Below are 21,830 nucleotides of genomic sequence, written 5' to 3' on the forward strand. Positions count from 1 at the left end.
CAGAGATAAAGCAGCTTTGGCATCTTCGTGCGAGAGAATAAATATAAAATATGGCGATCGCAATCGATTTTGGTACTAGCAACACAGTCATTGCTCGTTGGAACCCCGTAACCCAGCAGCCAGAAACCCTGACTCTACCCGGCTTATCAATTAAACAAAGTCTCAATCCGCCACTGATTCCCAGCTTGGTTTATGTTGAAGACGCAAGTCAAAATAAAGTCTTAGTCGGGCAACAAGTACGCGATCGCGGTTTTGACCTCAAAGGCGAAACGCGATTTTTCCGCAGCTTCAAACGCGGTATTGGTGCAGATATTCAAGGTTTCTTACCCGAACTAGATGGGCAAATTGTCACCTTTGAACAAGTAGGGCAATGGTTCCTCACCAAAGTAATTGAAGAACTAGCGCCCCTGCAAGGTGGGTTAGATTCTCTCGTGTTAACCGTACCTGTAGACAGTTTTGAAGCCTATCGTCATTGGTTGGGGACAGTATGTCAATCCCTTCCCGTCGAACAAGTACGAATGTTGGATGAACCCACAGCCGCAGCCTTAGGTTATGGCTTGGCAGATCAAGAAATTCTCTTGGTGATCGACTTTGGTGGCGGTACTTTGGATTTGTCCCTTGTCCGGTTGGATCGAGGTGTCCAAGCAACCGCCAAACCACTGGGATTTATCCTGAAGTGGGCTAATAAGTCCTTGGCTGAAGATTCAAAACAAAAAGTCAAAACTGCCCGTGTACTGGCGAAAGCTGGGCAAAATTTGGGCGGTACTGATATTGATAATTGGTTAGTAGATTACTTTGCCAAAACTCAAGAGTTGGCGGTAAGTCCTTTGACAACAAGATTGGCAGAACGGGTGAAAATTCAGCTATCAACTCAAAATCAAGCTAGTGAAGTTTATTTTGATGATGAGACATTTGAAAGCTATCAACTGGAACTAAACCGCGACACTTTTGACGATATCCTCAAAGAACATGCCTTTTTTGAGTTATTGGATGAGTCGATGACAACACTGTTGCAGCAAGCAAGACGGCAAGGGATAGAACTTCCAGATATTAATGCAGTTTTGTTAGTTGGTGGCACAGTGCAATTGCCGGCAGTGCAGACATGGATCAAACAGTATTTTGAGCCAGAAAAAATCCGTTGCGAACGTCCCTTTGAAGCGATCGCTCAAGGTGCATTACAGTTAGCACAAGGGATACAAATCAAAGACTTTCTGTATCATAGTTATGGTATCCGCTACTGGGATCGCCGCAATCAGCGTCACAAATGGCATTCTTTAATTAAAGCTGGACAGGCATACCCAATGAGTCAGCCAGTAGAATTAGTCTTAGGCGCTTCTATGGAAAATCAGCCTAGTATTGAATTAATTGTGGGAGAATTGGGAGCAGATACAGGTAGTACTGAAGTTTATTTTGATGGCGATCGCTTAATTACTCGCCGTATGGACAATAGTGAAACCAGCGTCAAACCCCTCAACGATCAAGAAGGGGCGAGGACAATTGCCCAACTGACACCAACCGGATATCCTGGAAGCGATCGCATCAAAATCCTTTTTCAAGTTGATGAACAACGCTTTTTGCGAATCACCGTTGAAGACTTGTTGACTAATAATACACTTTTGGAAAATCAACTTGTGGCACAGTTGAGTTAATTAACTAAAAGGATTTAAAAGTGGGATACCACAACCGTCAAAATCCCGGATGTTGCGTGTTACTAAGGTCAATTGATGAATTTGGGCAGTAGCAGCAATCATCATATCTGCTTGGGTGTGTGTTTTCCCACTTAATCTTAGTTGACCTCGCAATTCACCGGAGCGTTTGGCAATTTCAATAGTGATGGGCAATACTTGACAGTTATTTTCCAAAAAGCTCTCGAACCATATTTGAATTCTAGGGTTAGGCTTGGATGTCACTCCATAAAATATTTCTTCAACGGTGATGGCACTCAGAACTAATGAGAAATCTCTTTCTGCCCATTTCAATACACCAGAGTTAGGTTGGAGTTTTATTAATTCGCTGATAATATTAGTATCACAAAGAAAAGTCATCAATGGCATCAGCGAAAGGGTTAGGACGGTCTTGGCGGGAGGGTACTTCGAGGATATAATCTTCCTCAGCAGCTATCTGACGTAGTTCTTTGAAAACATCACCTAGAGAAATCTTTTCGTGCTGCTTGCGCCACGTCAAAAATTCTTCAAACATCTCAGCTTCAACAACAACAGCCACCAGTTGATTTCGGTTGTAGATGAGTTGCGGTTCTTTACTGACAGCATGGATTAGTTCAGAGAACCTCTGTTTCGCTTCTGCAATTCTCCAGTTCATCTAAAACCTCTTTTATTCATCATCATGTCTATTATAGACATAATTAATGTCTATATTTTTATCAAAAAGCATACACCTAACGACGAATGTGTATTTCTAACCAGCCATTTTTAACCATCCAAAAACTTGATTGACAGTTAATACAAGTTCAATTTCCGGTAATACAGGCAAAAAATCTTCTCCCTGGAGTAGCACTGGCTGCTGCTCCAGGGAGAAATACCAAAATACTTAGATCGTCAGGGTCAAGAAACCATCCCAGGCGACTGCCATACTTCAGACAGTGAAGAATGTTCCCAATTACTTTGTTGGGTTTTTGTTCTAGTGAGAGAATCTCAATCGTCCAGTCTGGTGAAAGTTCAAAATTATCAGGTACTCCATCGTCAACGGTGAACGGTATGCGTCTCCACTGAAATACAGCTACATCAGGTACAATTGAACGTTCCCCAAAGCTACACCGTAATTCGGGAAACGCATAGGCAATCTTCTGATTCTCTGTGACTTCATTGATAACAGCACAGAGTTTGCCTTGTAAGCGGCTGTGTCTCCCTTTTGGCATTGGCTTTTGAATAATCTCTGCGTTAATATATTCACTCGCAGGCTTGGTTTCTGGGAGCTTCAGAAACTCTTCCAATGTGAGAGGTTGAGTAATTATGACGCTCATAGCTCCTGAATCCCTCAAAAATGTGTTTTTAGTCTAGCAATATGTATAGACAGGTGCTTACAGCTATTTTCAGGTAAATAGACCACGCGGTAGGGGCGCAAGGCCTTGCGCCCCTACAACAGGTGTGGTTCAAATACATGAAAACTGCTGTAACTCCACGAACACACCCGTCTATACATCAAAGGAACAAACGCAGATATTGATTATAATTTACCAATTATTTCCGCACCACTACTAACGTTCCTGTTGAAGCCCAGTTGTAAAGATTACGAGCTTGCTTAACAGGTAAATTTACGCAACCGTGGCTGACTGGAGTCCCAAAACGGTTGTGCCAATAAGCACCGTGAATGGCATACCCTCTGTAGAAATACATTGTGTAAGGAACGTCAGGAATGTTGTAGCCTCTGCCTCGCATCCGGTGAATACGATACTTAGAATTAATCCGAAATCTACCTATGGGTGTAGGAGTCGTTCGCTTACCTCCAGAAATGCGATATGAATGAACAAGTTTATTACCTTCCCATGCACGTAAACGTTGCTCTGACAAATCAATTTCAATCCAGCGAGGTTGGCTAATATTATTAGATAGAGTGATGCTGTTTTCATCGACTGACGTGGCTGTTGCTGTAGTCGAGTTGGGTGTACCTGTTAACGGTGATGACCAAGAAAATAAAGTCACCACCATCAGCGCCACGCCTGTACAAAAAGTTCCTGAAGAACGAATCCCACCACGGCGAATCCAAGTTTGCATTATGCCTCATCTTCTAAACTACGCAAAAATCATCAAGTGAAGTAATTTTCTGGAAACCTATAAATTTCCAGATCGACTACTTGCTTTCTGTGGAGGATTTACGCAATTCATCCGCTAATGCTTCTCAAGACAAGTCCTAAGTTAATCCGCATCCAATTTGCACATTTGTCATTTGTCCATAATTAAATGATGAGTCCTAACTAGTGACTAATGACCAATGACTAATTACAAAGGACAACCTTTACAAAAATCTGTCATTTAAATGCTTAAATACAAACTTTCCCCAAGTTCATATTTACATTTGTAATTTCATACAGCAATTGTCAGGATTTCCGCTTATTTATTGGGCAAATAGTTGAATGCCCTCTTTTTTATTTTATTTCAATTTCAGTAATTCCGACTCCGAAGATTCCCAGCATAAAATATTGCTGGGAATCACTTAATTGTCTTGATTTGTTGTTATTTATAATTTTACCTAAATTGCTTTTTGGCTGCTTCACCTACTATTTATGAATGACTATTGGTGTCCCTACCGATGCCCACTCGAATAGCCATTTTGCATGTTTAGGTGCGATATTCACACAGCCGTGGCTCACTGGAGTGCCAAATCTCTTATGCCAATAAGCTCCGTGAATAGCGTAATTACCTTGGTAAAACATCGCATAAGGAACGTTGGGAACATTATAGTTTTCTCCCTGCATCCGCGTAGTTTTAAACTTGGATTGAACCTTAAAAGTACCAACAAGAGTAGGAGTGGCTTTTTTACCAGAGGAAATAGCACTTCCATAAACCACTTTGCCACCTTGCCAAGCTATTAATCTTTGCTTTGAAAGATCAATTTGAATCCAGCGCTGATTTGATTGTTGTAATGTCTGGATTTTTTGTGCAATCACTTGATTTTTGGAATTCGCCCAAACTTCACTGGTTCCAGTAGTAGTAAAAACACTTAAGGACAGTGCCGTACCAGTGAGAATTATTTGTAAGCGACGTACCCAGTCAGGGGAAATTTGTCTTTTCATTTTAGATACACTCACACTCAAATCATGGGGTCTTGAGAAACTTATCAGGTTTCACCTTTATTTCCATATCTATTACTTTAATAGACGTGAATTTTTGATGATTTGATTCTAAGTTAACCTAACTGTTGCATTAAGTTTTTTGCCTGAGTTGCGATCGCTGACCAATTTCCCTCTGTGACAAGCTTTTGGGGAAATAATTCCCCGCTCAAACCGACAGCGATCGCTCCGGCTTGCAAAAATTCTTTGGCATTTTCTAGAGTCACGCCGCCAGTAGGAATTAAGGGAATCTCACCCAGCGGCCCTTGCAAACTTTTGATATAATTAGTCCCTCCCACTGCCTGCACAGGAAACACTTTTACACAACTAGCACCTTGACTCCAGGCGGTAACAATTTCTGTAGGAGTCAGCGCTCCTGGTATGATAGGCACATTTTTTTCTTGTGCTGCTTGAATCATTGCCGAATCAACGTGGGGTGTAAACAGGAATTGCGCCCCAGATGCGATCGCATCTTGTAACTGCTGCACATTGAATAGCGTACCAGTGCCAACAATACAGGCTGGTAATTCCGAACGTAGTTGACTGATTAATTCCCCAGCGCGATCGCTATTCCAGGTAATCTCAATTAGCTGCATTCCCCCAGATGCTACAGCCATTGCCATTTGTTGTCCCACTTCGAGTTGAGGAGCACGGATGACTGCGATCGCTCGGTGTTTTTCCAACTGTGATAACCAAATTTGATTAGGCATTTTGACTAGAGATTCGGGACTGGGAGTAGGGATTGGGACTAGAGAATAGTTTTCAATAGACCTCTTGCAAAAGTCCCTAACACCCCACCCCCAACCCCTCCCTTTGGTAAGGAGAGGAGCGTTTGCTTTACTCAAATGCGGGGTAGGGTTCTTTATTTTTGATTTATGCAAGAGGTCTAATCTAGTAAATACCTAATTTTTAATACTAATGCCCAATGCCCCTCAAGAGTGCTGTTAGCGGATAGCTAAGGTTTAGCCCGTAATGAGTGCTGTTAGCGGATAGCTAAGGTTTAGCCCCATACCCAATCCCCTTAAAACTTGCTTATTGCATCAAGCTATGAGATATTAAACCTAAATAACATAAAGCCTATCGTATTACCGTAGTTTAAAAATAATGCCTCAGCATTTGGGTCTAAAGGAGTAATTAAAATGACAATTGCACGACAAAACACAGCAGCATCCTTACCAATCACCATTCACGATTCTGAAAGCGCCGATATAACTAACTTTTGGAAGCTTGTGCGACTAGGTGCAAATGGCTTTTGGTGGCGCACTAAGGCATATACAACGATTCTGAGCGTTATGCTGCTAACCTTAGTAAGTCTGATTTTTCTAAGTATGCATTGGTCTTACCGCAGACTGTTCCCATTTCTCAGCCATCAAGTCATTGGTAGCGATACGTGGGATAAGCAATTAAAAATTAAAAACTAGACATGAACTTGCAAAGGGATAGGCGATCATCTCAATCACCTGATCTTGCTTCCTTTACATTACTTTAGAGACAGTCTCTAAAAACTCAGCTTAATTCTTCTAGTAGAGGAGAGAGCTAATTAAAAATGCATATACTGCAATTACCAAGCAATAGTTTATATAAGCCCCTAGTTAAAGACCTACTAGGAGCTTTTTTTTAATTGACTATCTACCTCAAATGGGTCAGATGGAAGTGCTCAGACAGCTTAGGACATTGGCAAATCCTAAGATAACGGCTGTCACACCTATCCATAGCCGACTTGTCCTCAGCAGGGTGGTAGCCGCAATAGATTAAAAAATCTAGTAGCAATTAAACTATTCCTAACGGATATTTATAATTAATTCTGATGGTAGATTAAGTTAGAAATGAAGATCGTTAATATATACTTGTAAGTCAAAAACTTTTACCAACTTAACAATAATGAATATTCTTGCTTGGATTGTTTTAGGTCTAATTGCTGGTGCGATCGCAAAAGCTATCTACCCCGGTCATCAAGGTGGCGGAATTCTAGGAACAATTGTGTTAGGAATCATCGGTGCTTTTGTTGGCGGTAGTTTGGGTGTATTTTTCAGTACGGGAACTTTATCTCTAGCAGCTCCTAGTCTTAGCATTCCAGGTATTGCGGTAGCTGTACTTGGTGCAATTGTTGCAGTTTTCTTGTGGAATCTATTAACCAACCGCAGTGCTGTATAAAAAGGAATTGCGGAGAATGAGCGAGAAAAATTTAGCAAATTCATTTAACTATTTTTAACTGCGAATTAAATAAAAAAACAGCGCCAGTCTTTCATTAGTCTGGCGCTGTTTTATAATGATAGCGGTTCTAAGTTGAGTTCGATACAGACCTAACCCCAAGCCCCTTCCATTGTTAAGTGCATTACGACGTTCCCTCTAACCTCTCTATACCGTTAGCTTAGAGGGGAATTTCTGTATGAGGTTCGATTTTTGGACAGATATTGGTAAAAATTTTATAAGAAGATTAGCGATCGCTAAGTGCAAACTTATCTTAACAAGTCTTAATTAGCTCTAAGAATTCCTATACCAGCTTCTCTTTCAATATAATCTGCTAAGTTGATAAAATCTTCACGCGGGTAGCATCTTCCGCCAACTAGATCAAATGCTAATCTACTGGCAGGATTTTCTGGATTTTCGAGTATATGTATACCCCAGTAGTAAAGTAGGTCGCTACTCCGAATACAAACTTCTTCTGGATCTATACAATGAAATTTTTTATCTATCTTACTAATTTCTTTATAAGCATTAGAATAGACTTCTTTTATCAGCTTTAAGCGCTTAATACCAGGGTCTTTAAAGTTGTTAACTAATACAAATAAATGAGCTAACTTATTGATTTCACGTATTTCTTTAACAGTATCTTGAATAACTTTACCGTGCTTACTTATTCCCAATGGATTGAAGGTTGTTGGGATAATACAATAATCTAATCGCTTAACTAGCTCTGAGGGATTACGCTCTAATGCTGGTGAGCAATCGCAAATTACTATTTGACAGTCACGGGCAGCATCTTCATCCCAATCATTTTCATCAAAAACTTGAATAGTTGTACCTACCCCTTTAGGATTGGGAACAAAAACCCCATCACCTACTAATTTGTGCAGATTTTGTTCTGGGTCTAAATCTACAAGTGCTACATTAAATCCTTGCAGTGCTAATGCTCCTGCTAAATGCCCTGCTACCGTTGTTTTTCCTACTCCGCCTTTACAGGTAAAAACTCCAAAGTAAACTTTTTTTGGCGTAGTTCCTTCAGGAGGTTCAGGATTCCCTCTGCCCCCAATGACGTAATCACCATCAATCCCAACCAGCATATTTTCATGGGCAATCCCACAGCGAATTTTAGTATCTTTACCCCAGGTTCTCATTAATGCCAATGCTGGACCGCCAAATCCTTTTGTAGTTATGAACCAACCAAAATTAAATTTTTTGCCTTCGTCAGAATCTAAAAAGTCAGCAAACTTTAAAAGCTGTGGCGCTGTGACATTACTTCTTAGCCATTTAACCTGAACAACACCAACTAGGTTTCCTTTTTTGACTACTAGATCATAGCCAGGTTGATTGGTCTTTGCAGTTTCAACAGTCCAATCTGCTTTATGGAGCAATTTTGCTACGTGCTGCTCAAAGTGGGTAAAATCCTGGATAAATTGTGACTCTAATAATGACGACATAAACAGCCTTAGATGTTTTGGTTCAACGTGGTAGTATGTAATACAATATACTTTACCCAAATAAACTGACATAATTAACAGCAAAGTTACGTCTGATTTTAACTAAGTATAAATACACTAAAATATACAGCTTTCATAAAATTTCCAATAAGTTGCTCTGGTCGCTGTACACAAACCGATAATGTTCAGTTAAGCTGTAAGCGCTATGATTGAGCTTTATTGAACGTCTTATGCATTGGTTGTTATCTGGGCCGTTGAGTACAGAAGCATTGACGGTTAACATTGCAGGGTTGCCTGCATCGTTACAAGGTAAGAAGCTAGTGCAGTTGTCAGATTTTCATTACGATGGTTTACGTCTGTCGGAAGATATGCTTTCAAAAGCGATCGCAGTGACTAACAAAGCTGAACCAGATTTAATTTTATTAACTGGTGACTACGTAACTGACGATCCCACACCAATTCACCAACTGGTACTTCGACTCAAACATCTCCAAAGTCGCAGTGGTATTTATGCTATTCTTGGCAATCACGATATATATTACAAACAAGCAAAAGCAGAAGTTACAGAAGCCCTTACTAGTATTGGAATTCACGTCCTTTGGAACGAAATTGCCTATCCACTAGGAAAAGAATTACCACTCGTTGGACTTGCTGATTATTGGTCACGAGAATTCCACCCCGCACCAGTTATGAACCAGCTAAATCCCGACATGCCCTGTATCGTTTTATCCCACAACCCAGATACTGCCGAAATATTACAAGCATGGCGAGTCGATTTACAATTATCTGGTCATACTCACGGTGGTCAAATATTGATTCCCGGAATTGGACCTGCGGCGTTGTTTTACGAAAAGCTTGTAAAAAAAATACCCAGAAAAGTACGGCGTCGATTCTCATTTTTAGAAGTAAATGTTTCTGTAGTCAACCATTGGGAATGGACGCAGGGTTTGCATCGGTTAGGTAAAAATCAGCTATATGTCAATCGTGGTTTGGGAACTTACCTCCCAGGACGCTTATTTTGCCGCCCAGAAGTTACTATAATTACACTACAAGGTGAGTAGATAAATCAAAATTCAAAATAAAAGAATACAATTACAGCAGGGATTCTGGCTAATGACTGCCTGACAGAATTTAAATCAATGAATTAATTGTATCTGAAGTAGATGACATAAATTATTGCATTTTATCAAGTTACATTTTGATTTTTGGTAAGCTGTAAGCGCTGGTATGAGGTGTATCGGTTGTCTTATGCATTGGTTGTTTACAGGACATTTAAGAGTAGATAAAATAACGGTTAAGATTGCGGAACTTCCTGCATCTTTACAAGGTACAACGTTAGTACAGTTATCAGATTTTCACTATGATGGTTTGCGACTGTCGGAAGAGATGTTAGAAAAAGCGATCGCACTTACTAATGAAGCTGAACCAGATTTAATTCTATTAACTGGTGACTACGTAACTGACGATCCCACACCAATTCACCAATTGGTGCTTCGACTCAAACATCTGCAAAGTCGCTGTGGTATCTACGCTGTACTTGGGAACCATGATATCTATTACAGCCACTCCAAAGCAGAAATTACACAGGCCTTAACTAGCATTGGGGTTCACGTACTTTGGAATGAAATCGCCTATCCATTAGGAAAAGAATTACCATTGGTAGGACTAGCTGATTATTGGTCACGGGAATTTTACCCCGCACCAGTCATGAATCAACTAGACTCGCTTACACCGCGCATCGTTTTATCTCATAACCCAGATACAGCCAAGATATTGCAACAATGGCGCGTAGATTTGCAACTATCTGGTCATACCCACGGTGGTCACATTGTAATTCCAGGCATTGGACCTGTAGTACTTTATTATAAAAAGCTCCTCAAACAAATTCCCAAAAAATTGCGGCGTTGGGTAACATTTTTCTTAGGAGACTGCTCGAAAGTAGTGCGATATTGGGAGTGGGCGCAAGGGTTTCACAAGGTGGAAGAAAATCAACTATATGTCAATCGTGGTTTAGGAACTTATAAACCAGGACGTTTATTTTGTCCGCCTGAAGTGACTGTAATTACCTTAATTAGTCATTAGTCATTGATCATTGGCGATTGGTCACTGGTCTAAATAAATGATAAAGGACAAATGACTAATGACAGCCCCCACTGGTTAGAGTGCAATTTCAAATGCATAACACTCAAAGCAGAAACCGCCTGAAGCTACGATGGATAAATCTCAATAGCTTGGGGCGGTTTCTTGAAGATTGGAGAATTCAGAAATGACTAACTTAAAATTTGGTGGACAGTATTCGCGTTGGCGTAGCCCGTCGTAGACATCGCTCTACTCAGAATTGCACATCCTTACATTCCAACTAGGCAGGCATTTTCTGGCTGTGCGTTCTAAAACCTCCAAAACAACTCATTGAACTTAAGGCAAAAACACATTCAACGGATGCCACAACCAAAAGAGCGATCGCAATAAGATTAGAGCAGGAGGCACAGGCTCTAACTTGAAAGTTTTGTTTAACTTTTAACCTGTTTGTACCTTGGTCTTAATCTAGCATTGTGTTTGTTTAGCTACAAGACACATTTACTAAACTTGAATACCATTAATTTATCGCAACAATTCAAAAATATTACTTAAAAATTGTCCCACTTGGTAATGTTGGCATTCACGCCAACATTACCAAGTGGACTGAAAGTTCAGAACCCGTTATTGAGGAGAATCGCCTGCGGTAGAAGAACCGCTATTAGATGTACTGTTTGACTGGTCTACTCCTTGAGGTGTAGTACTTTTAGAAGTGTCACTTTTCGTACCAGGAGCAACAGTATTAGTAGAACTATCGTTCTGCGAAGCCGGAGTATTAGTAGTTGGACTCGTCGCCGGACTTTGTGTCGCTTTAGGGGCTGGCTGGGTTACAGAAGGTGCTTTTTCTGCCGCAGGCTGCTGGGGTGGAATAGTAATGTTAATATCCGGTTGGCGAGGTGCAGACGGAGGTGTAACCTGCTGTTGGGGAACAGGAACAGCAACAGGAACAGGTACTTCCTTAATGGTTTCGATTATCTTCGTTTGTGGTTGAGGAGACGCACTGGGCGTTGGACTACTCTTACTCGGTACAGGAACCACAACCGGCACAGCATTGTTAACTGCTGCGTTATTCTGCTGGTTGAAGTACCAAACCCCACCTATAACCAAACCAAGCAGGGAAGTAATGATAATACCCAACAGCAAACCACCACTAGCATTGTTTTCATCACGCTGGGCTAAATCTGCTTGCTGGTAGTTACGCTCAACATTTCGACCTTGTACGTAACCGTTAGTGTAAGAGTTGGGATTAGCTGTATTGTTCTTGACTGTTTCACTGGTTCGCGTCAAGTCAGTGTGAGTATTACCATTAATATCAGTGTAAGATTCTTGCTTGACTTCACTGTTTTTGATTTCGCGTTCATTGGGAATAGACATAGCCGTTGATTTAACTCCTCAGATTAAGATATTGATGAACTAAAGCTTTGTGAAAACAAGAGGTTTTAATGAACTGAAAAATATATGTTGCTGATAAATATTGAGTTTTATTTGCTACTCAGTTGTTGGTGATTTCAGAATAACCTCTGCACTCAAACAAGTGGCTCTATCTCCAGGGAGTTAATACTTAATCTTTAGAGAGTGAATACTTAATCAAAGGAAAGAGTATACCAAAGATGGATGTTATTAAACTGTCAATTAACGGATTGCTCAAAAAATCTAACAACTTGCTTCAATTCTCTAAATTTTTAATTTGTTGTTAGATATCGCATTGCCAAAGCTTGATTGTCATATCTCGACTACCGCTAACCAAAGTTTTGCCATCAGGACTGAAAGCGATAGAGTTAACCCAATCTGAATGGTTATCCAAAGTGTAAAGTTCTTGTCCTGTGTTAACATCCCATAGCTTCACAGTATGATCTGCACTACCGCTAGCAAGATGCTGACCATCAGGACTAAAAGCGATCGCACAAACATAGCTGCGATGTCCAGCAAGAGTATTAATTAGCTTACCTGTACTACTGTCCCATAGCTTGATAGTTTGGTCATAACTGCCACTAGCTAAAATTTGCCCATCAAGGCTGATCGCAACACACATCACCCAACCTGAATGCCCGTTGAGAGTTTGCAACAGTTTGTTACTCTTCAAATTCCACAGCTTAATGGTATTATCCGCACCGCCACTTCCAAAAATCTGTTGTTTTCGGCAAATAGCAAGGGAGTAAACCAAGCCAGAATGACCTTTGAGGACTTCCAGTAATTGTCCCATCTCTATATGGGAAACCTTGATAGTAGTGTCTGTACCGCCACTCAAGATAGTTTGACCATCTGGACTAAAGATTACAGAAAAAACTGGGGTTGAATGTACTTTGAGTGTCTTGAGTAATTTACCTGTAGATACTTGCCAAATCATTATGCTGCTGTCATCACTGCCACTAACCAGAGTTTGGCTATCTGAGCTAAAGGCTAGGCATCTTACCCATTTTGTATGACTAGTGAGAGTATGTAGTAATTGACCTGTGTCGAGATGCCAAATCTTGATAGTATTATCACTACTTCCACTAGCCAAAGTTTGCCCATCTGGACTGATTGCAGTTGTAAAAACCCAGTTTAAATGAGTTAGGGTGTGTACACATTTCCACGGTGAAGGTTGAGACTGTGATTCAGGTGGTGCTGGTGGCTTTGGCGATGGTGATGTCGGTTTGGGTGGTGGTGGTGGTGGCGTTGGTGGCTTTGACGGTGGCGATGTCGGTTTGGGTGGTGGCGGCGTTGGTGGCTTTGGCGGTGCTTTTTTGTGTTTCAGTTCCAGTTCTCTGGCATTTTTCAAATCTGACTTGGCTCTATTTTCATATCCTAGTTTCGAGCAAGCAAGCCCTCGGTATTTATAGGCTTCAAAGTAGTTGGGGTTGAGACGAATCGCTTGGGTAAAGTCTTCTATTGCTTCAGTATATTTTCCTCTTTGAGCTTTCTCCATGCCCAGTTTGTAGAAACTTTCAGCATTAGATGGAGTGAAATCAATTTTGGTGGAAATGGAAGCAGATTGATTTGTTTCATTTGGCTGATAAGACTTGAAGCTTGCATAAGCTTCATTGATTTCTTTGATTTTTTCTTCTGCTTCTAGCTTTTGCTGCGGTTCAAAAAAACAATCTGGATGCCAAGTCTTAGCCATCTGGCGGTAAGCTTGCTTGACCTCATCAGCAGATGCACCTGGCTTTAACCCAAGGATATTGTAAATATGATTTATATTGAGGACATCGCTCATACTAAGAAATCAGCAGCAAATCTTACTACACTTAGTATTCCCAAGTATAAGTATTATCTAACTTCAGTTCTGGTGTTGTCGCCTAAAGTGTCTTAAACTATATTCGCTCCTTATCTCCAAGGCCGATTTAGCCGCAGCAAACTTTTTATCCTCTGACAGAATCTTTCTACCAGAGGTCTAGGTTTTGATACATATCTAGGCGATCGCGATCTACGCGTACTCCCCGGATTTTTTAACTCTTCCTCTATTTGTGCAGCTTTATTTAAATCTGAAGCGGCTCTATATTCGTATCCCAATTGTGAGCAAACTAGCCCACGATATTTATACGCGTCAATATAGTGAGGATTGAGACGAATTGCGTGGGTAAAATCTGCGATCGCATCCTCATATCTTCCTTGAGTAGCATTTTCTACTCCTAAAGTGTAGAAAGTTTCTGCATCCCAACGATTGACAGATATTTTTGGGGGATTTTTAGGCGAAGATGAAGATGGATTTTCAGGAATGGGAGGCTCAGATGAAATTTCAGATTTGAGCCTGTTGTAAGCTGCGTTGATTGATTTGATTTTTTCTTCAGCTTCCTGTTTTTGCCTTTGATCGACAAAGCGATCGGGATGCCAAATTTTCACCAGTTTACGGTAAGTTCGCTTCACCTGTGCTTGAGACGCACCGGGTTCCAGCCCAAGAATTTCATAAGCATCATTAACATCGAAGCGATCGCGCATACTGAAAAAATCGCAACTATCTAAATCTATGTTAACTATTCCCCTAAATTCTCTCCAAACACCCCATTCTGGTTATCACTGGGATGGCAGTAGCCGTCGCTTCTTTGAAGGTTGGTATTACCGCGTCACGTTACCGGAAATTGGGCAAACATTCGCCTTTATGTACTCCATTGAAGATCCCATCGGCGGTAAACCTTACAGTGGCGGTGCAGCTCAAATCCTCGGCCCGGATGATGAGTACCTCTGCCGTACTTTTCCTGATGTCAACAAATTTTGGGGTAGTCGGGATGTTTTGGGTTTAGGTCATTGGGGTAAAAATAATTTGCAAGTTTCTCCCCTATACCTCCTGCCAGTAGAGTTTGAGTATCATGTCCAAGAAGGATATCAAGCTACAGCCACCTTGAATCAGGGAATAATTCGCGATCGCGCCACCAATAATTATTGCCGTTGGCAGTATGAAATTCAACCAGTATACGGTTGGGGCAATCAAAATGGCATTCAGCAATCAACCGCAGGCTGGCTGTCATTCTTGCAGATTTTTGAACCTGGATGGCAAATTTTGATGGCTCATGGTTTAGCCAGTGGGAAGATTGACTGGAATGGCAAAATCTACGAATTCACTAACGCCCCAGCCTACGGCGAGAAAAATTGGGGCGGTGCTTTTCCTCAGAAATGGTTTTGGATAAATTGTAATTGCTTCGAGGGCGAACCCGACTTAGCATTAACTGCTGGCGGTGGACGGCGGGGTGTGCTGTGGTGGATGGAATCTGTAGCGATGATTGGACTGCACTATCAAGGCAAGTTTTATGAATTTGTTCCCTGGAATTCACAAGTAGACTGGGAAATTCAGCCTTGGGGTAGATGGCAAATGAAAGCTAGCAACTCTAGTTATGAAATTGAATTAACAGGAACCACAAATTTACCTGGTACACCTCTACGTGCGCCCACAGCAGAAGGTTTAAGATACTGTTGCCGGGACACCATGCAAGGAAAACTAAATTTAGAGTTACGAGAACTAAATGGGAGAAAATCTAAAATAATCTTAAAAGCAGAAAGTTTTCTTTGTGGTTTAGAAGTTGGCGGTGGCTCTTGGGATAATTTTTGGCAGTCTCGCTAAAACTACTGCTATAATTATATATGCTTCGTAGTTGGGGTTGTAGCTCAGTTGGATAGAGCGGACGCCTCCTAAGCGTCAGGTCGTGCGTTCAAGTCGCACCAGTCCCGTTATATTCAGATAATTCATATATATAGCAATTCACAGAGTAACAGCGTTGCTGTGCCCCTAACAGTGGTACGCCAGTTCGCCCCAGTCGGGAGACTCGCCCACGTGACTGGCTCCTGTATTCCGTGCAATTGAGAACTACTATATAAAGTGGTTAGAACCCTTTGATGAATCGTCCGATATCGGTTAGGATAATCCATCAATTAGAAGAAAAACTCCAGGCACGCTTAATCGCGCTGTTACACGAAAACTAACCAAATTTATATTTGGGCAGATTCTTTGGAAGTTTGCTACTCTACTATCAATTGTTTTTTCTTATAGCCAGAGAAAATTTTGCACTAAGTAAATTAAGTTATTGAGCCTTGAATAAGCTACTCTTTACAAATAAATCTTTTCGTTATATGGCTTTTGTCCTACCAATAATAATGTGGTGGGGATACAAAGAAGTACAAAACCAATTTGTGCAGCCGCAAGCAGTTGTAGTATTAGGTGGTTCAACGAGACATTTAGAGCGAGAAAAATTTACAGCAAAATTTGTTCGCGAGCATCCAAATATACCAATTTGGATTACAGGCGGTAGTCCACGTACATTCACCCAAAGAGTGTTTATCAAAGCTGGTGTTGATCCTCAACGTTTACACTTGGATTATGAAGCAGTAGATACAGTTACTAATTTTACTACTTTGGTAGATGATTTGCAAGCTCGCGGCATTAAGAGCGTTTATTTGATTACTTCAGACTTCCACATGCGCCGGGCTTGTGTCATTGGCGAAATTATTTTGGGTAGTCGGGGTATTTATTTAAAACCAGTGCCAGTTCCGTCAGAAAAACCCCCTGAATCTATCGAAAAATCTATTCGTGATGGAGCTAGAGCGATAATTTGGTTAGCAACTGGTTACACTGGTGTGGATGCCGCTAAAAATAAACGGTAAATCAAACTAATTTTGGATTTTGGAATCGGTCAAAGGACAAATGACTAATGACAGTCGTCACTAGTCACCTATATGGTTAGGGAAAAAAACGCCCCAAATTTCCCCACAATTTGATACCCTAGCTTAAACAGATTTGAGTAAAGTTAAAGCGTGGAAATTCAACTTGGGCGGGGAAAAACAGCTCGCAGAGCTTACGGAATAGATGAAATTGCTCTAGCCCCTGGTAATAGAACACTAGACCCCAGTTTGGCAGATACTAAGTGGCGTATTGGCAATATTGAGCGAGAAATCCCGATAATTGCTAGTGCTATGGATGGCGTGGTAGATGTTCGTATGGCTGTACGTTTGTCACAGTTAGGATCATTAGGTGTCCTCAATTTAGAGGGTATTCAAACTCGCTATACCGACCCAGAGCCAATATTAGATCGGATTACCTCTGTGGGGAAAGATGAATTTGTTGCCCTCATGCAAGAACTCTATGCCGAACCAATAAAACCGGAATTAATTGAACAACGTATTCAGGAAATTAAACAACAAGGTGGCATTGCGGCGGTGAGTGCGACTCCAGCCGGTGCAAGTAAATACGGTGAGGCCGTGGCAAAAGCTGGGGCAGATTTATTTTTTGTCCAAGCTACGGTAGTTTCTACTGCACATCTGTCACCAGAGTCTTTAGTACCACTTGATTTAGCAGAATTTTGCCGTTCCATGCCCATCCCCGTGGTGTTGGGAAATTGCGTGACTTACGAAGTCACGTTGAATTTGTTGAAAGCTGGGGCGGCTGGGGTACTGGTGGGAATTGGGCCTGGTGCGGCTTGTACTTCTCGTGGGGTGTTGGGTGTGGGTGTGCCACAAGCGACTGCGATCGCAGATTGTGCCGCAGCACGAGATGATTACTACAACGAAACTGGCAACTATATCCCCATTATTGCTGATGGTGGTTTAATCACCGGTGGAGACATTTGCAAATGCATCGCCTGTGGTGCTGATGGTGTGATGATTGGCTCCCCGTTTGCCAGAGCCGCAGAAGCCCCTGGACGAGGTTATCATTGGGGTATGGCGACTCCTAGCCCAGTCTTGCCCCGTGGCACACGCATTCGCGTTGCCACCACTGGTAGCCTAGAGCAAATACTCATTGGCCCAGCAGGACTAGATGATGGCACTCACAATCTTTTAGGAGCCTTAAAGACCAGCATGGGCACTTTGGGAGTGAAAAATATTAAAGAAATGCAGCAGGTGGAAGTTGTGATTGCACCTTCTTTATTAACCGAGGGCAAAGTTTACCAAAAAGCTCAACAATTAGGTATGGGGAAATAAGGGAATAGGGAGTAGGGAATGGGGTATTGTGAAGAGAGAATGGGACAACGAGAATGGAAAGACTTATTGTAAGTTCTCACTTATGTCCCCTTGTCTCCCCTGCCCCCTGCTCCCCACTCCCCAATCCCCAATCCTTCAATAAATTTTTCTAGCCCCCTAAACAATTGCTGGAAAAATCCGATATGTCGCTTACAATAGAAATAGCGGAGACGCATGTTTCCGTTCACTCCTCACACCACACTCCGCCCGGACTACTGTTCGGGCGGTTCCTTATGTTTGTAAATAAATTCTAGAGCTTCTTTGCAAATGTACATCCTCGCACTCCCAAGCTGAGGTTTTTGCTATGGTAGAATTTTCACCAAGTTCAGATATTATTGGCGAAGGTTTTAGGCATGTCAACAGCCGCACAAGTTACCGATTCTAGTTTCAAGCAAGAAGTACTCGACAGCGATGTACCCGTTTTAGTTGACTTTTGGGCACCCTGGTGCGGACCATGCCGTATGGTAGCTCCTGTTGTCGATGAAATCTCCGAACAGTACAAAGGTCAAATAAAGGTCGTAAAAGTCAACACAGATGAAAATCCGAATGTTGCTAGTCAGTACGGCATCCGCAGCATTCCCACATTAATGATTTTTAAGGGTGGACAAAAAGTGGATATGGTGGTCGGCGCTGTGCCTAAAACTACATTAGCTTCCACTCTCGAAAAGCATCTTTGAAACTCAATCGGCAATAAAATCCTCTTGAGTTATCCATTTTGTTCTAACTTTAAGTTAATTTTCATAAACAAGTTTGAGAGGCGCGAATTTGTCGTCTATCAAACTTGTTTACATTTGTATACATTTTCCGATTCCGAATATTTTTAGGAGTTTTCTAGCTCAAAAACAACTCCCTAATTCCTGTACTACCAATTTCCACTGCTAGCGCCGCCAACAGAAAACCCAAAAGTTGAGTCACAATTACTCCACCTTCTGCACCAATCCACTGGTCAATCAGATTTGCTAAACGCAAAATCAACCAAGTGATAAACATTGCCCCTACGATACCCACCGCCACAGCAATATGCGGACTCTGTGATTTTGACATCAGCAACATCACCGTTGTCAAAGTCCCCGGCCCTGCTAGCAGCGGTAAAGCTAGTGGAGTAATTGCGACATCGCGTCCTTCTTCAATAATCGGCTGATCTAATTCTCCCCGCAACATTTGCAAAGCAATTAACAGCAACAATAGTCCTCCTGCTACTCGCAAAGAGCCGATACTGATTTCCAAGTAATTTAAAATTATTTGCCCTGCAAAGGCAAATAGCAAAAGAACTGCGATCGCAATGATAATTGCTTTATCTATAACTTTGTTTCTTTGGTCTGGCATCATGCCCTTAGTCAAAACTAAAACAATCGGTATATTGCCCACAGCATCCGCCAAGACAAACACAGCGATAAATGTTTGAATGAGAATAGGAATATCCACAGTAGACAGCTTTATATCAAGGTTTGATCACAACCTAATCTTTATCTTACTCAGTTTGCTAGAACCCAGAGGAAGATTAAGATCAGTAATAAAACCAGTGTGTTAAAGAAAAGCAATGCTGACGCATTTCTAATTAAATTCCACAAATGTTGAAGTAGCGATATATTTTGATAATCTCTTTTCCATAAATCAACTGTTTGTTGTTGAATCTATGAAGTCTTATTTAGCCGCCGCTATTCAATTGACCAGTGTGGCCGATCTACACAAAAATTTGGCACAGGCAGAAGAATTAATAGAGCTTGCCGTGCGTCAAGGTGCTGAATTGGTAGGTTTGCCAGAAAACTTTTCCTATATGGGAGAAGAAAAAGATAAACTCGCACAAGGTGATGCGATCGCTCTTGAAAGTGAAAAATTTCTCAAAAAAATGGCTCAACGCTTTCAAATTACCATCTTGGGCGGCAGCTTTCCAGTTCCAGTAGATAATACAGGCAAAGTTTATAACACTACTCTACTCATCGATCCCAGTGGTCAAGAACTTGCCCGCTACTACAAAGTACACCTATTTGATGTTGATGTCCCCGACGGTAACACCTATCGCGAATCCAGCACAGTTGTGGCTGGTACGCAACTACCCCCCGTCTATTTCTCAGAAAAGCTCGGTAATTTAGGGCTTTCTATTTGTTATGATGTCCGCTTCCCAGAACTGTATCGTCATCTGGCAGAAAAGGGAGCCGATGTTATCTTTATTCCCGCCGCTTTTACCGCTTTTACAGGTAAAGACCACTGGCAAGTACTACTACAAGCCAGAGCCATCGAAAATACTGCCTACGTCATTGCTCCCGCCCAAACGGGGAATAACTACGCCCGTCGTCTAACCCACGGTCACGCGGTCATTATCGACCCTTGGGGTGTAATTTTAGCTGATGCTGGAGAAAAACCGGGAATTGCGATCGCAGAAATCAAGCCCACTAGGCTCGAACAAGTCCGGCGTCAAATGCCCTCTTTACAACATCGGGTGTTCTAGGGACTGGGGACTGGAGAAGAAGCAAGGGAGCAGGGAGCAGGGAGCAGGGAGCAGGGAGCAGGGAGCAGGGGGCAGGGAGAAAAGTTTTCCCCTCTACCTTTTTTCAATGCCCAATGCCCAATGCCCCATGCCCAATCCCCAAACCTGAATGAATAAAACAAAAAACCGGGTGTTTACCCGGTTTCTGACAACATTAAAACCCTCAGTTTTTGAGGAGCATAGCAGTAATGTGCCCCTATTTATTTGTTGTCAAAATTAAACTTTAGCAGCTGCTTTGGTAACAACGTTAAGTTCACCTTTAGCATACTTAGCAGCAAAATCTTCCAAAGAAATTTGCTTAATCTTGCTTGCATTGCCAGCTGTGCCAAATTGCTGATAGCGTTCAGCACAAACTTTCTGCATATATGTAATAGAAGGCTTGAGGAAGTGACGGGGGTCAAACTCCTCTGGTTTTTTAGCCAAAGCTTCACGTACAGCAGCAGTAATTGCCAAACGGTTGTCGGTGTCGATGTTTACTTTACGTACACCACTCTTAATACCTTTTTGGATTTCTTCTACAGGTACACCGTAGGTTTCAGGAATTGCACCACCATACTGGTTAATCAGTGCAAGTAAATCTTCAGGTACAGAAGAAGAACCGTGCATTACCAAGTGGGTGTTAGGCAGACGGCGGTGAATTTCTTCAATGCGGCTGATTGCCAAAATTTCCCCAGTTGGCTTGCGGGTAAACTTGTAAGCACCGTGGCTAGTGCCAATGGCAACAGCCAAAGCGTCTACTTGGGTTGCTTCTACGAAGTCAACAGCTTCATCGGGGTCGGTTAGCAGCTGTGAGTGGTCGAGTGTACCTTCAAACCCGTGACCATCTTCAGCTTCACCAGCACCAGTTTCTAGAGAACCCAAACAACCGAGTTCACCTTCAACGCTGACACCCAAAGCATGAGCTACATTTACAACTTCGCGGGTAACACTGACGTTGTACTCGAAGCTAGCGGGAGTTTTCGCATCAGCTTCTAAAGAACCATCCATCATCACGCTGGTGAAGTTGTTCTTAATTGCTGAGTAGCAAGTAGCAGGCGCATTACCATGATCTTGGTGCATGACAATGGGAATGTGAGGATAGGTTTCTACAGCTGCCAAAATCAGGTGGCGTAGAAAGTTTTCTCCTGCATAATTACGAGCGCCGCGTGAAGCTTGCAAAATTACGGGGCTATCTGTCTCGACAGCAGCCTTCAGGATCGCCTGAATCTGCTCCAAATTGTTAACGTTGAAAGCTGGGATGCCGTAACCGTTTTCAGCTGCGTGATCCAACAGCAGCCGCAGTGGTACAAGCGCCATAGATAGTCCTCCTAATGTGGTTGTCAGCTAGTCGGTCTGAGAGAGGCGTAATGATTACGCTAAATCTTAAGAGTTTTTTCAACTTATAGGAAATTATAACTAGTGTCGTGTGTCTATG

21 protein-coding genes, 1 tRNA gene and 1 pseudogene are annotated in these 21,830 nt (G+C 42.0%); 11 read left to right on the forward strand and 12 right to left on the reverse strand.

Annotated elements, in window-relative coordinates; all coding sequences use genetic code 11:
* The first annotated feature begins 50 nt into the window (after positions 1-50).
* Positions 51-1,649 carry an Hsp70 family protein gene (locus V7L12_RS04730; RefSeq protein WP_335082574.1) on the forward strand — a complete coding sequence of 533 codons (1,599 nt, stop codon included), beginning with the start codon at positions 51-53 and terminating at the stop codon, positions 1,647-1,649.
* Here V7L12_RS04730 and V7L12_RS04735 read toward each other — a convergent pair whose 3' ends face one another.
* The 6 genes and pseudogenes from V7L12_RS04735 to V7L12_RS04760 all read right to left on the reverse strand — a co-directional run bounded on the left by V7L12_RS04735 (position 1,650) and on the right by V7L12_RS04760 (position 5,496).
* On the reverse strand, positions 1,650-2,045 hold the full coding sequence (locus tag V7L12_RS04735; RefSeq protein WP_335082576.1) for a type II toxin-antitoxin system VapC family toxin: 396 nt from the start codon (positions 2,043-2,045) through the stop codon (positions 1,650-1,652).
* Positions 2,029-2,319 carry a type II toxin-antitoxin system prevent-host-death family antitoxin gene (locus V7L12_RS04740; RefSeq protein WP_335082578.1) on the reverse strand — a complete coding sequence of 97 codons (291 nt, stop codon included), beginning with the start codon at positions 2,317-2,319 and terminating at the stop codon, positions 2,029-2,031. Before V7L12_RS04740 ends, V7L12_RS04735 begins: the two co-directional genes overlap by 17 nt.
* A 96-nt stretch (positions 2,320-2,415) precedes the next feature.
* Positions 2,416-2,980: pseudogene (locus V7L12_RS04745) on the reverse strand (Uma2 family endonuclease).
* Between the two features lie 217 nt (positions 2,981-3,197).
* Positions 3,198-3,731 (reverse strand): L,D-transpeptidase, encoded by a 534-nt coding sequence (locus V7L12_RS04750; protein ID WP_335082580.1) that lies wholly within the window; start codon positions 3,729-3,731, stop codon positions 3,198-3,200.
* 503 nt (positions 3,732-4,234) lie between these two features.
* The gene (locus V7L12_RS04755) at positions 4,235-4,750 is read right to left on the reverse strand and encodes a L,D-transpeptidase (protein ID WP_335082581.1); all 516 of its coding nucleotides are present in this window, start codon (positions 4,748-4,750) and stop codon (positions 4,235-4,237) included.
* A 113-nt stretch (positions 4,751-4,863) separates the two neighbouring features.
* A complete protein-coding gene (locus V7L12_RS04760) occupies positions 4,864-5,496 on the reverse strand; it encodes a bifunctional 4-hydroxy-2-oxoglutarate aldolase/2-dehydro-3-deoxy-phosphogluconate aldolase (protein ID WP_335082583.1) in 633 nt (210 codons plus the stop codon).
* Between the two features lie 429 nt (positions 5,497-5,925).
* Here V7L12_RS04760 and V7L12_RS04765 point away from each other — a divergent pair, with 429 nt between their 5' ends.
* Both V7L12_RS04765 and V7L12_RS04770 read left to right on the forward strand, forming a co-directional pair.
* Positions 5,926-6,207 (forward strand): hypothetical protein, encoded by a 282-nt coding sequence (locus V7L12_RS04765; protein WP_335082585.1) that lies wholly within the window; start codon positions 5,926-5,928, stop codon positions 6,205-6,207.
* Between the two features lie 460 nt (positions 6,208-6,667).
* Complete coding sequence (locus tag V7L12_RS04770; protein ID WP_094348080.1) at positions 6,668-6,940, forward strand: GlsB/YeaQ/YmgE family stress response membrane protein; 273 nt, start codon at positions 6,668-6,670, stop codon at positions 6,938-6,940.
* 320 nt (positions 6,941-7,260) lie between these two features.
* Here the strand turns inward: V7L12_RS04770 and V7L12_RS04775 are convergent, their stop codons facing one another.
* Positions 7,261-8,499 (reverse strand): nucleotide-binding protein, encoded by a 1,239-nt coding sequence (locus V7L12_RS04775; protein ID WP_335082587.1) that lies wholly within the window; start codon positions 8,497-8,499, stop codon positions 7,261-7,263.
* Positions 8,500-8,657: 158 nt separating this feature from the next.
* Here V7L12_RS04775 and V7L12_RS04780 point away from each other — a divergent pair, with 158 nt between their 5' ends.
* Positions 8,658-9,488 carry a metallophosphoesterase gene (locus V7L12_RS04780; RefSeq protein WP_335082589.1) on the forward strand — a complete coding sequence of 277 codons (831 nt, stop codon included), beginning with the start codon at positions 8,658-8,660 and terminating at the stop codon, positions 9,486-9,488.
* 187 nt (positions 9,489-9,675) lie between these two features.
* Positions 9,676-10,509, forward strand: coding sequence for a metallophosphoesterase (locus tag V7L12_RS04785; protein WP_335082590.1), 834 nt, complete (start codon positions 9,676-9,678; stop codon positions 10,507-10,509).
* 618 nt (positions 10,510-11,127) lie between these two features.
* Here V7L12_RS04785 and V7L12_RS04790 read toward each other — a convergent pair.
* From V7L12_RS04790 to V7L12_RS04800, 3 genes are all read right to left on the reverse strand, one after another.
* The gene (locus tag V7L12_RS04790; RefSeq protein ID WP_335082592.1) at positions 11,128-11,877 is read right to left on the reverse strand and encodes a hypothetical protein; all 750 of its coding nucleotides are present in this window, start codon (positions 11,875-11,877) and stop codon (positions 11,128-11,130) included.
* A gap of 319 nt (positions 11,878-12,196) precedes the next feature.
* On the reverse strand, positions 12,197-13,699 hold the full coding sequence (locus V7L12_RS04795; protein ID WP_335082594.1) for a DnaJ domain-containing protein: 1,503 nt from the start codon (positions 13,697-13,699) through the stop codon (positions 12,197-12,199).
* 110 nt (positions 13,700-13,809) lie between these two features.
* Complete coding sequence (locus V7L12_RS04800) at positions 13,810-14,421, reverse strand: DnaJ domain-containing protein (protein ID WP_335082596.1); 612 nt, start codon at positions 14,419-14,421, stop codon at positions 13,810-13,812.
* A gap of 28 nt (positions 14,422-14,449) precedes the next feature.
* Between V7L12_RS04800 and V7L12_RS04805 the strand changes: the two genes are divergently transcribed.
* The 5 genes from V7L12_RS04805 to trxA all read left to right on the forward strand — a co-directional run bounded on the left by V7L12_RS04805 (position 14,450) and on the right by trxA (position 18,605).
* Positions 14,450-15,538 (forward strand): tocopherol cyclase family protein, encoded by a 1,089-nt coding sequence (locus V7L12_RS04805; RefSeq protein ID WP_335082598.1) that lies wholly within the window; start codon positions 14,450-14,452, stop codon positions 15,536-15,538.
* 33 nt (positions 15,539-15,571) lie between these two features.
* Positions 15,572-15,645 (forward strand) — tRNA-Arg (locus tag V7L12_RS04810).
* Between the two features lie 399 nt (positions 15,646-16,044).
* Positions 16,045-16,575, forward strand: a complete 531-nt coding sequence (locus V7L12_RS04815) for a YdcF family protein (protein ID WP_335082600.1) — start codon at positions 16,045-16,047, stop codon at positions 16,573-16,575.
* Between the two features lie 150 nt (positions 16,576-16,725).
* Positions 16,726-17,889, forward strand: a complete 1,164-nt coding sequence (locus tag V7L12_RS04820) for a GuaB3 family IMP dehydrogenase-related protein (protein WP_334818921.1) — start codon at positions 16,726-16,728, stop codon at positions 17,887-17,889.
* A 392-nt stretch (positions 17,890-18,281) separates the two neighbouring features.
* Positions 18,282-18,605, forward strand: a complete 324-nt coding sequence (gene trxA, locus V7L12_RS04825) for a thioredoxin (RefSeq protein WP_104909616.1) — start codon at positions 18,282-18,284, stop codon at positions 18,603-18,605.
* Positions 18,606-18,759: 154 nt separating this feature from the next.
* On the opposite strand, the gene V7L12_RS04830 is transcribed toward trxA, so the two are convergent.
* Positions 18,760-19,353, reverse strand: coding sequence for a MarC family protein (locus V7L12_RS04830; protein WP_335082602.1), 594 nt, complete (start codon positions 19,351-19,353; stop codon positions 18,760-18,762).
* Positions 19,354-19,564: 211 nt separating this feature from the next.
* Here V7L12_RS04830 and V7L12_RS04835 point away from each other — a divergent pair, with 211 nt between their 5' ends.
* Positions 19,565-20,377 (forward strand): carbon-nitrogen hydrolase family protein, encoded by an 813-nt coding sequence (locus V7L12_RS04835; RefSeq protein WP_334818917.1) that lies wholly within the window; start codon positions 19,565-19,567, stop codon positions 20,375-20,377.
* 255 nt (positions 20,378-20,632) lie between these two features.
* Here the strand turns inward: V7L12_RS04835 and fba are convergent, their stop codons facing one another.
* On the reverse strand, positions 20,633-21,712 hold the full coding sequence (gene fba / locus V7L12_RS04840) for a class II fructose-bisphosphate aldolase (RefSeq protein WP_300423302.1): 1,080 nt from the start codon (positions 21,710-21,712) through the stop codon (positions 20,633-20,635).
* Between the last annotated feature and the right edge of the window lie 118 nt (positions 21,713-21,830).

Origin of the sequence: Nostoc sp. (assembly GCF_036918245.1) — a bacterium.
In the GTDB taxonomy this organism is placed as follows: Bacteria; Cyanobacteriota; Cyanobacteriia; order Cyanobacteriales; family Nostocaceae; genus Nostoc.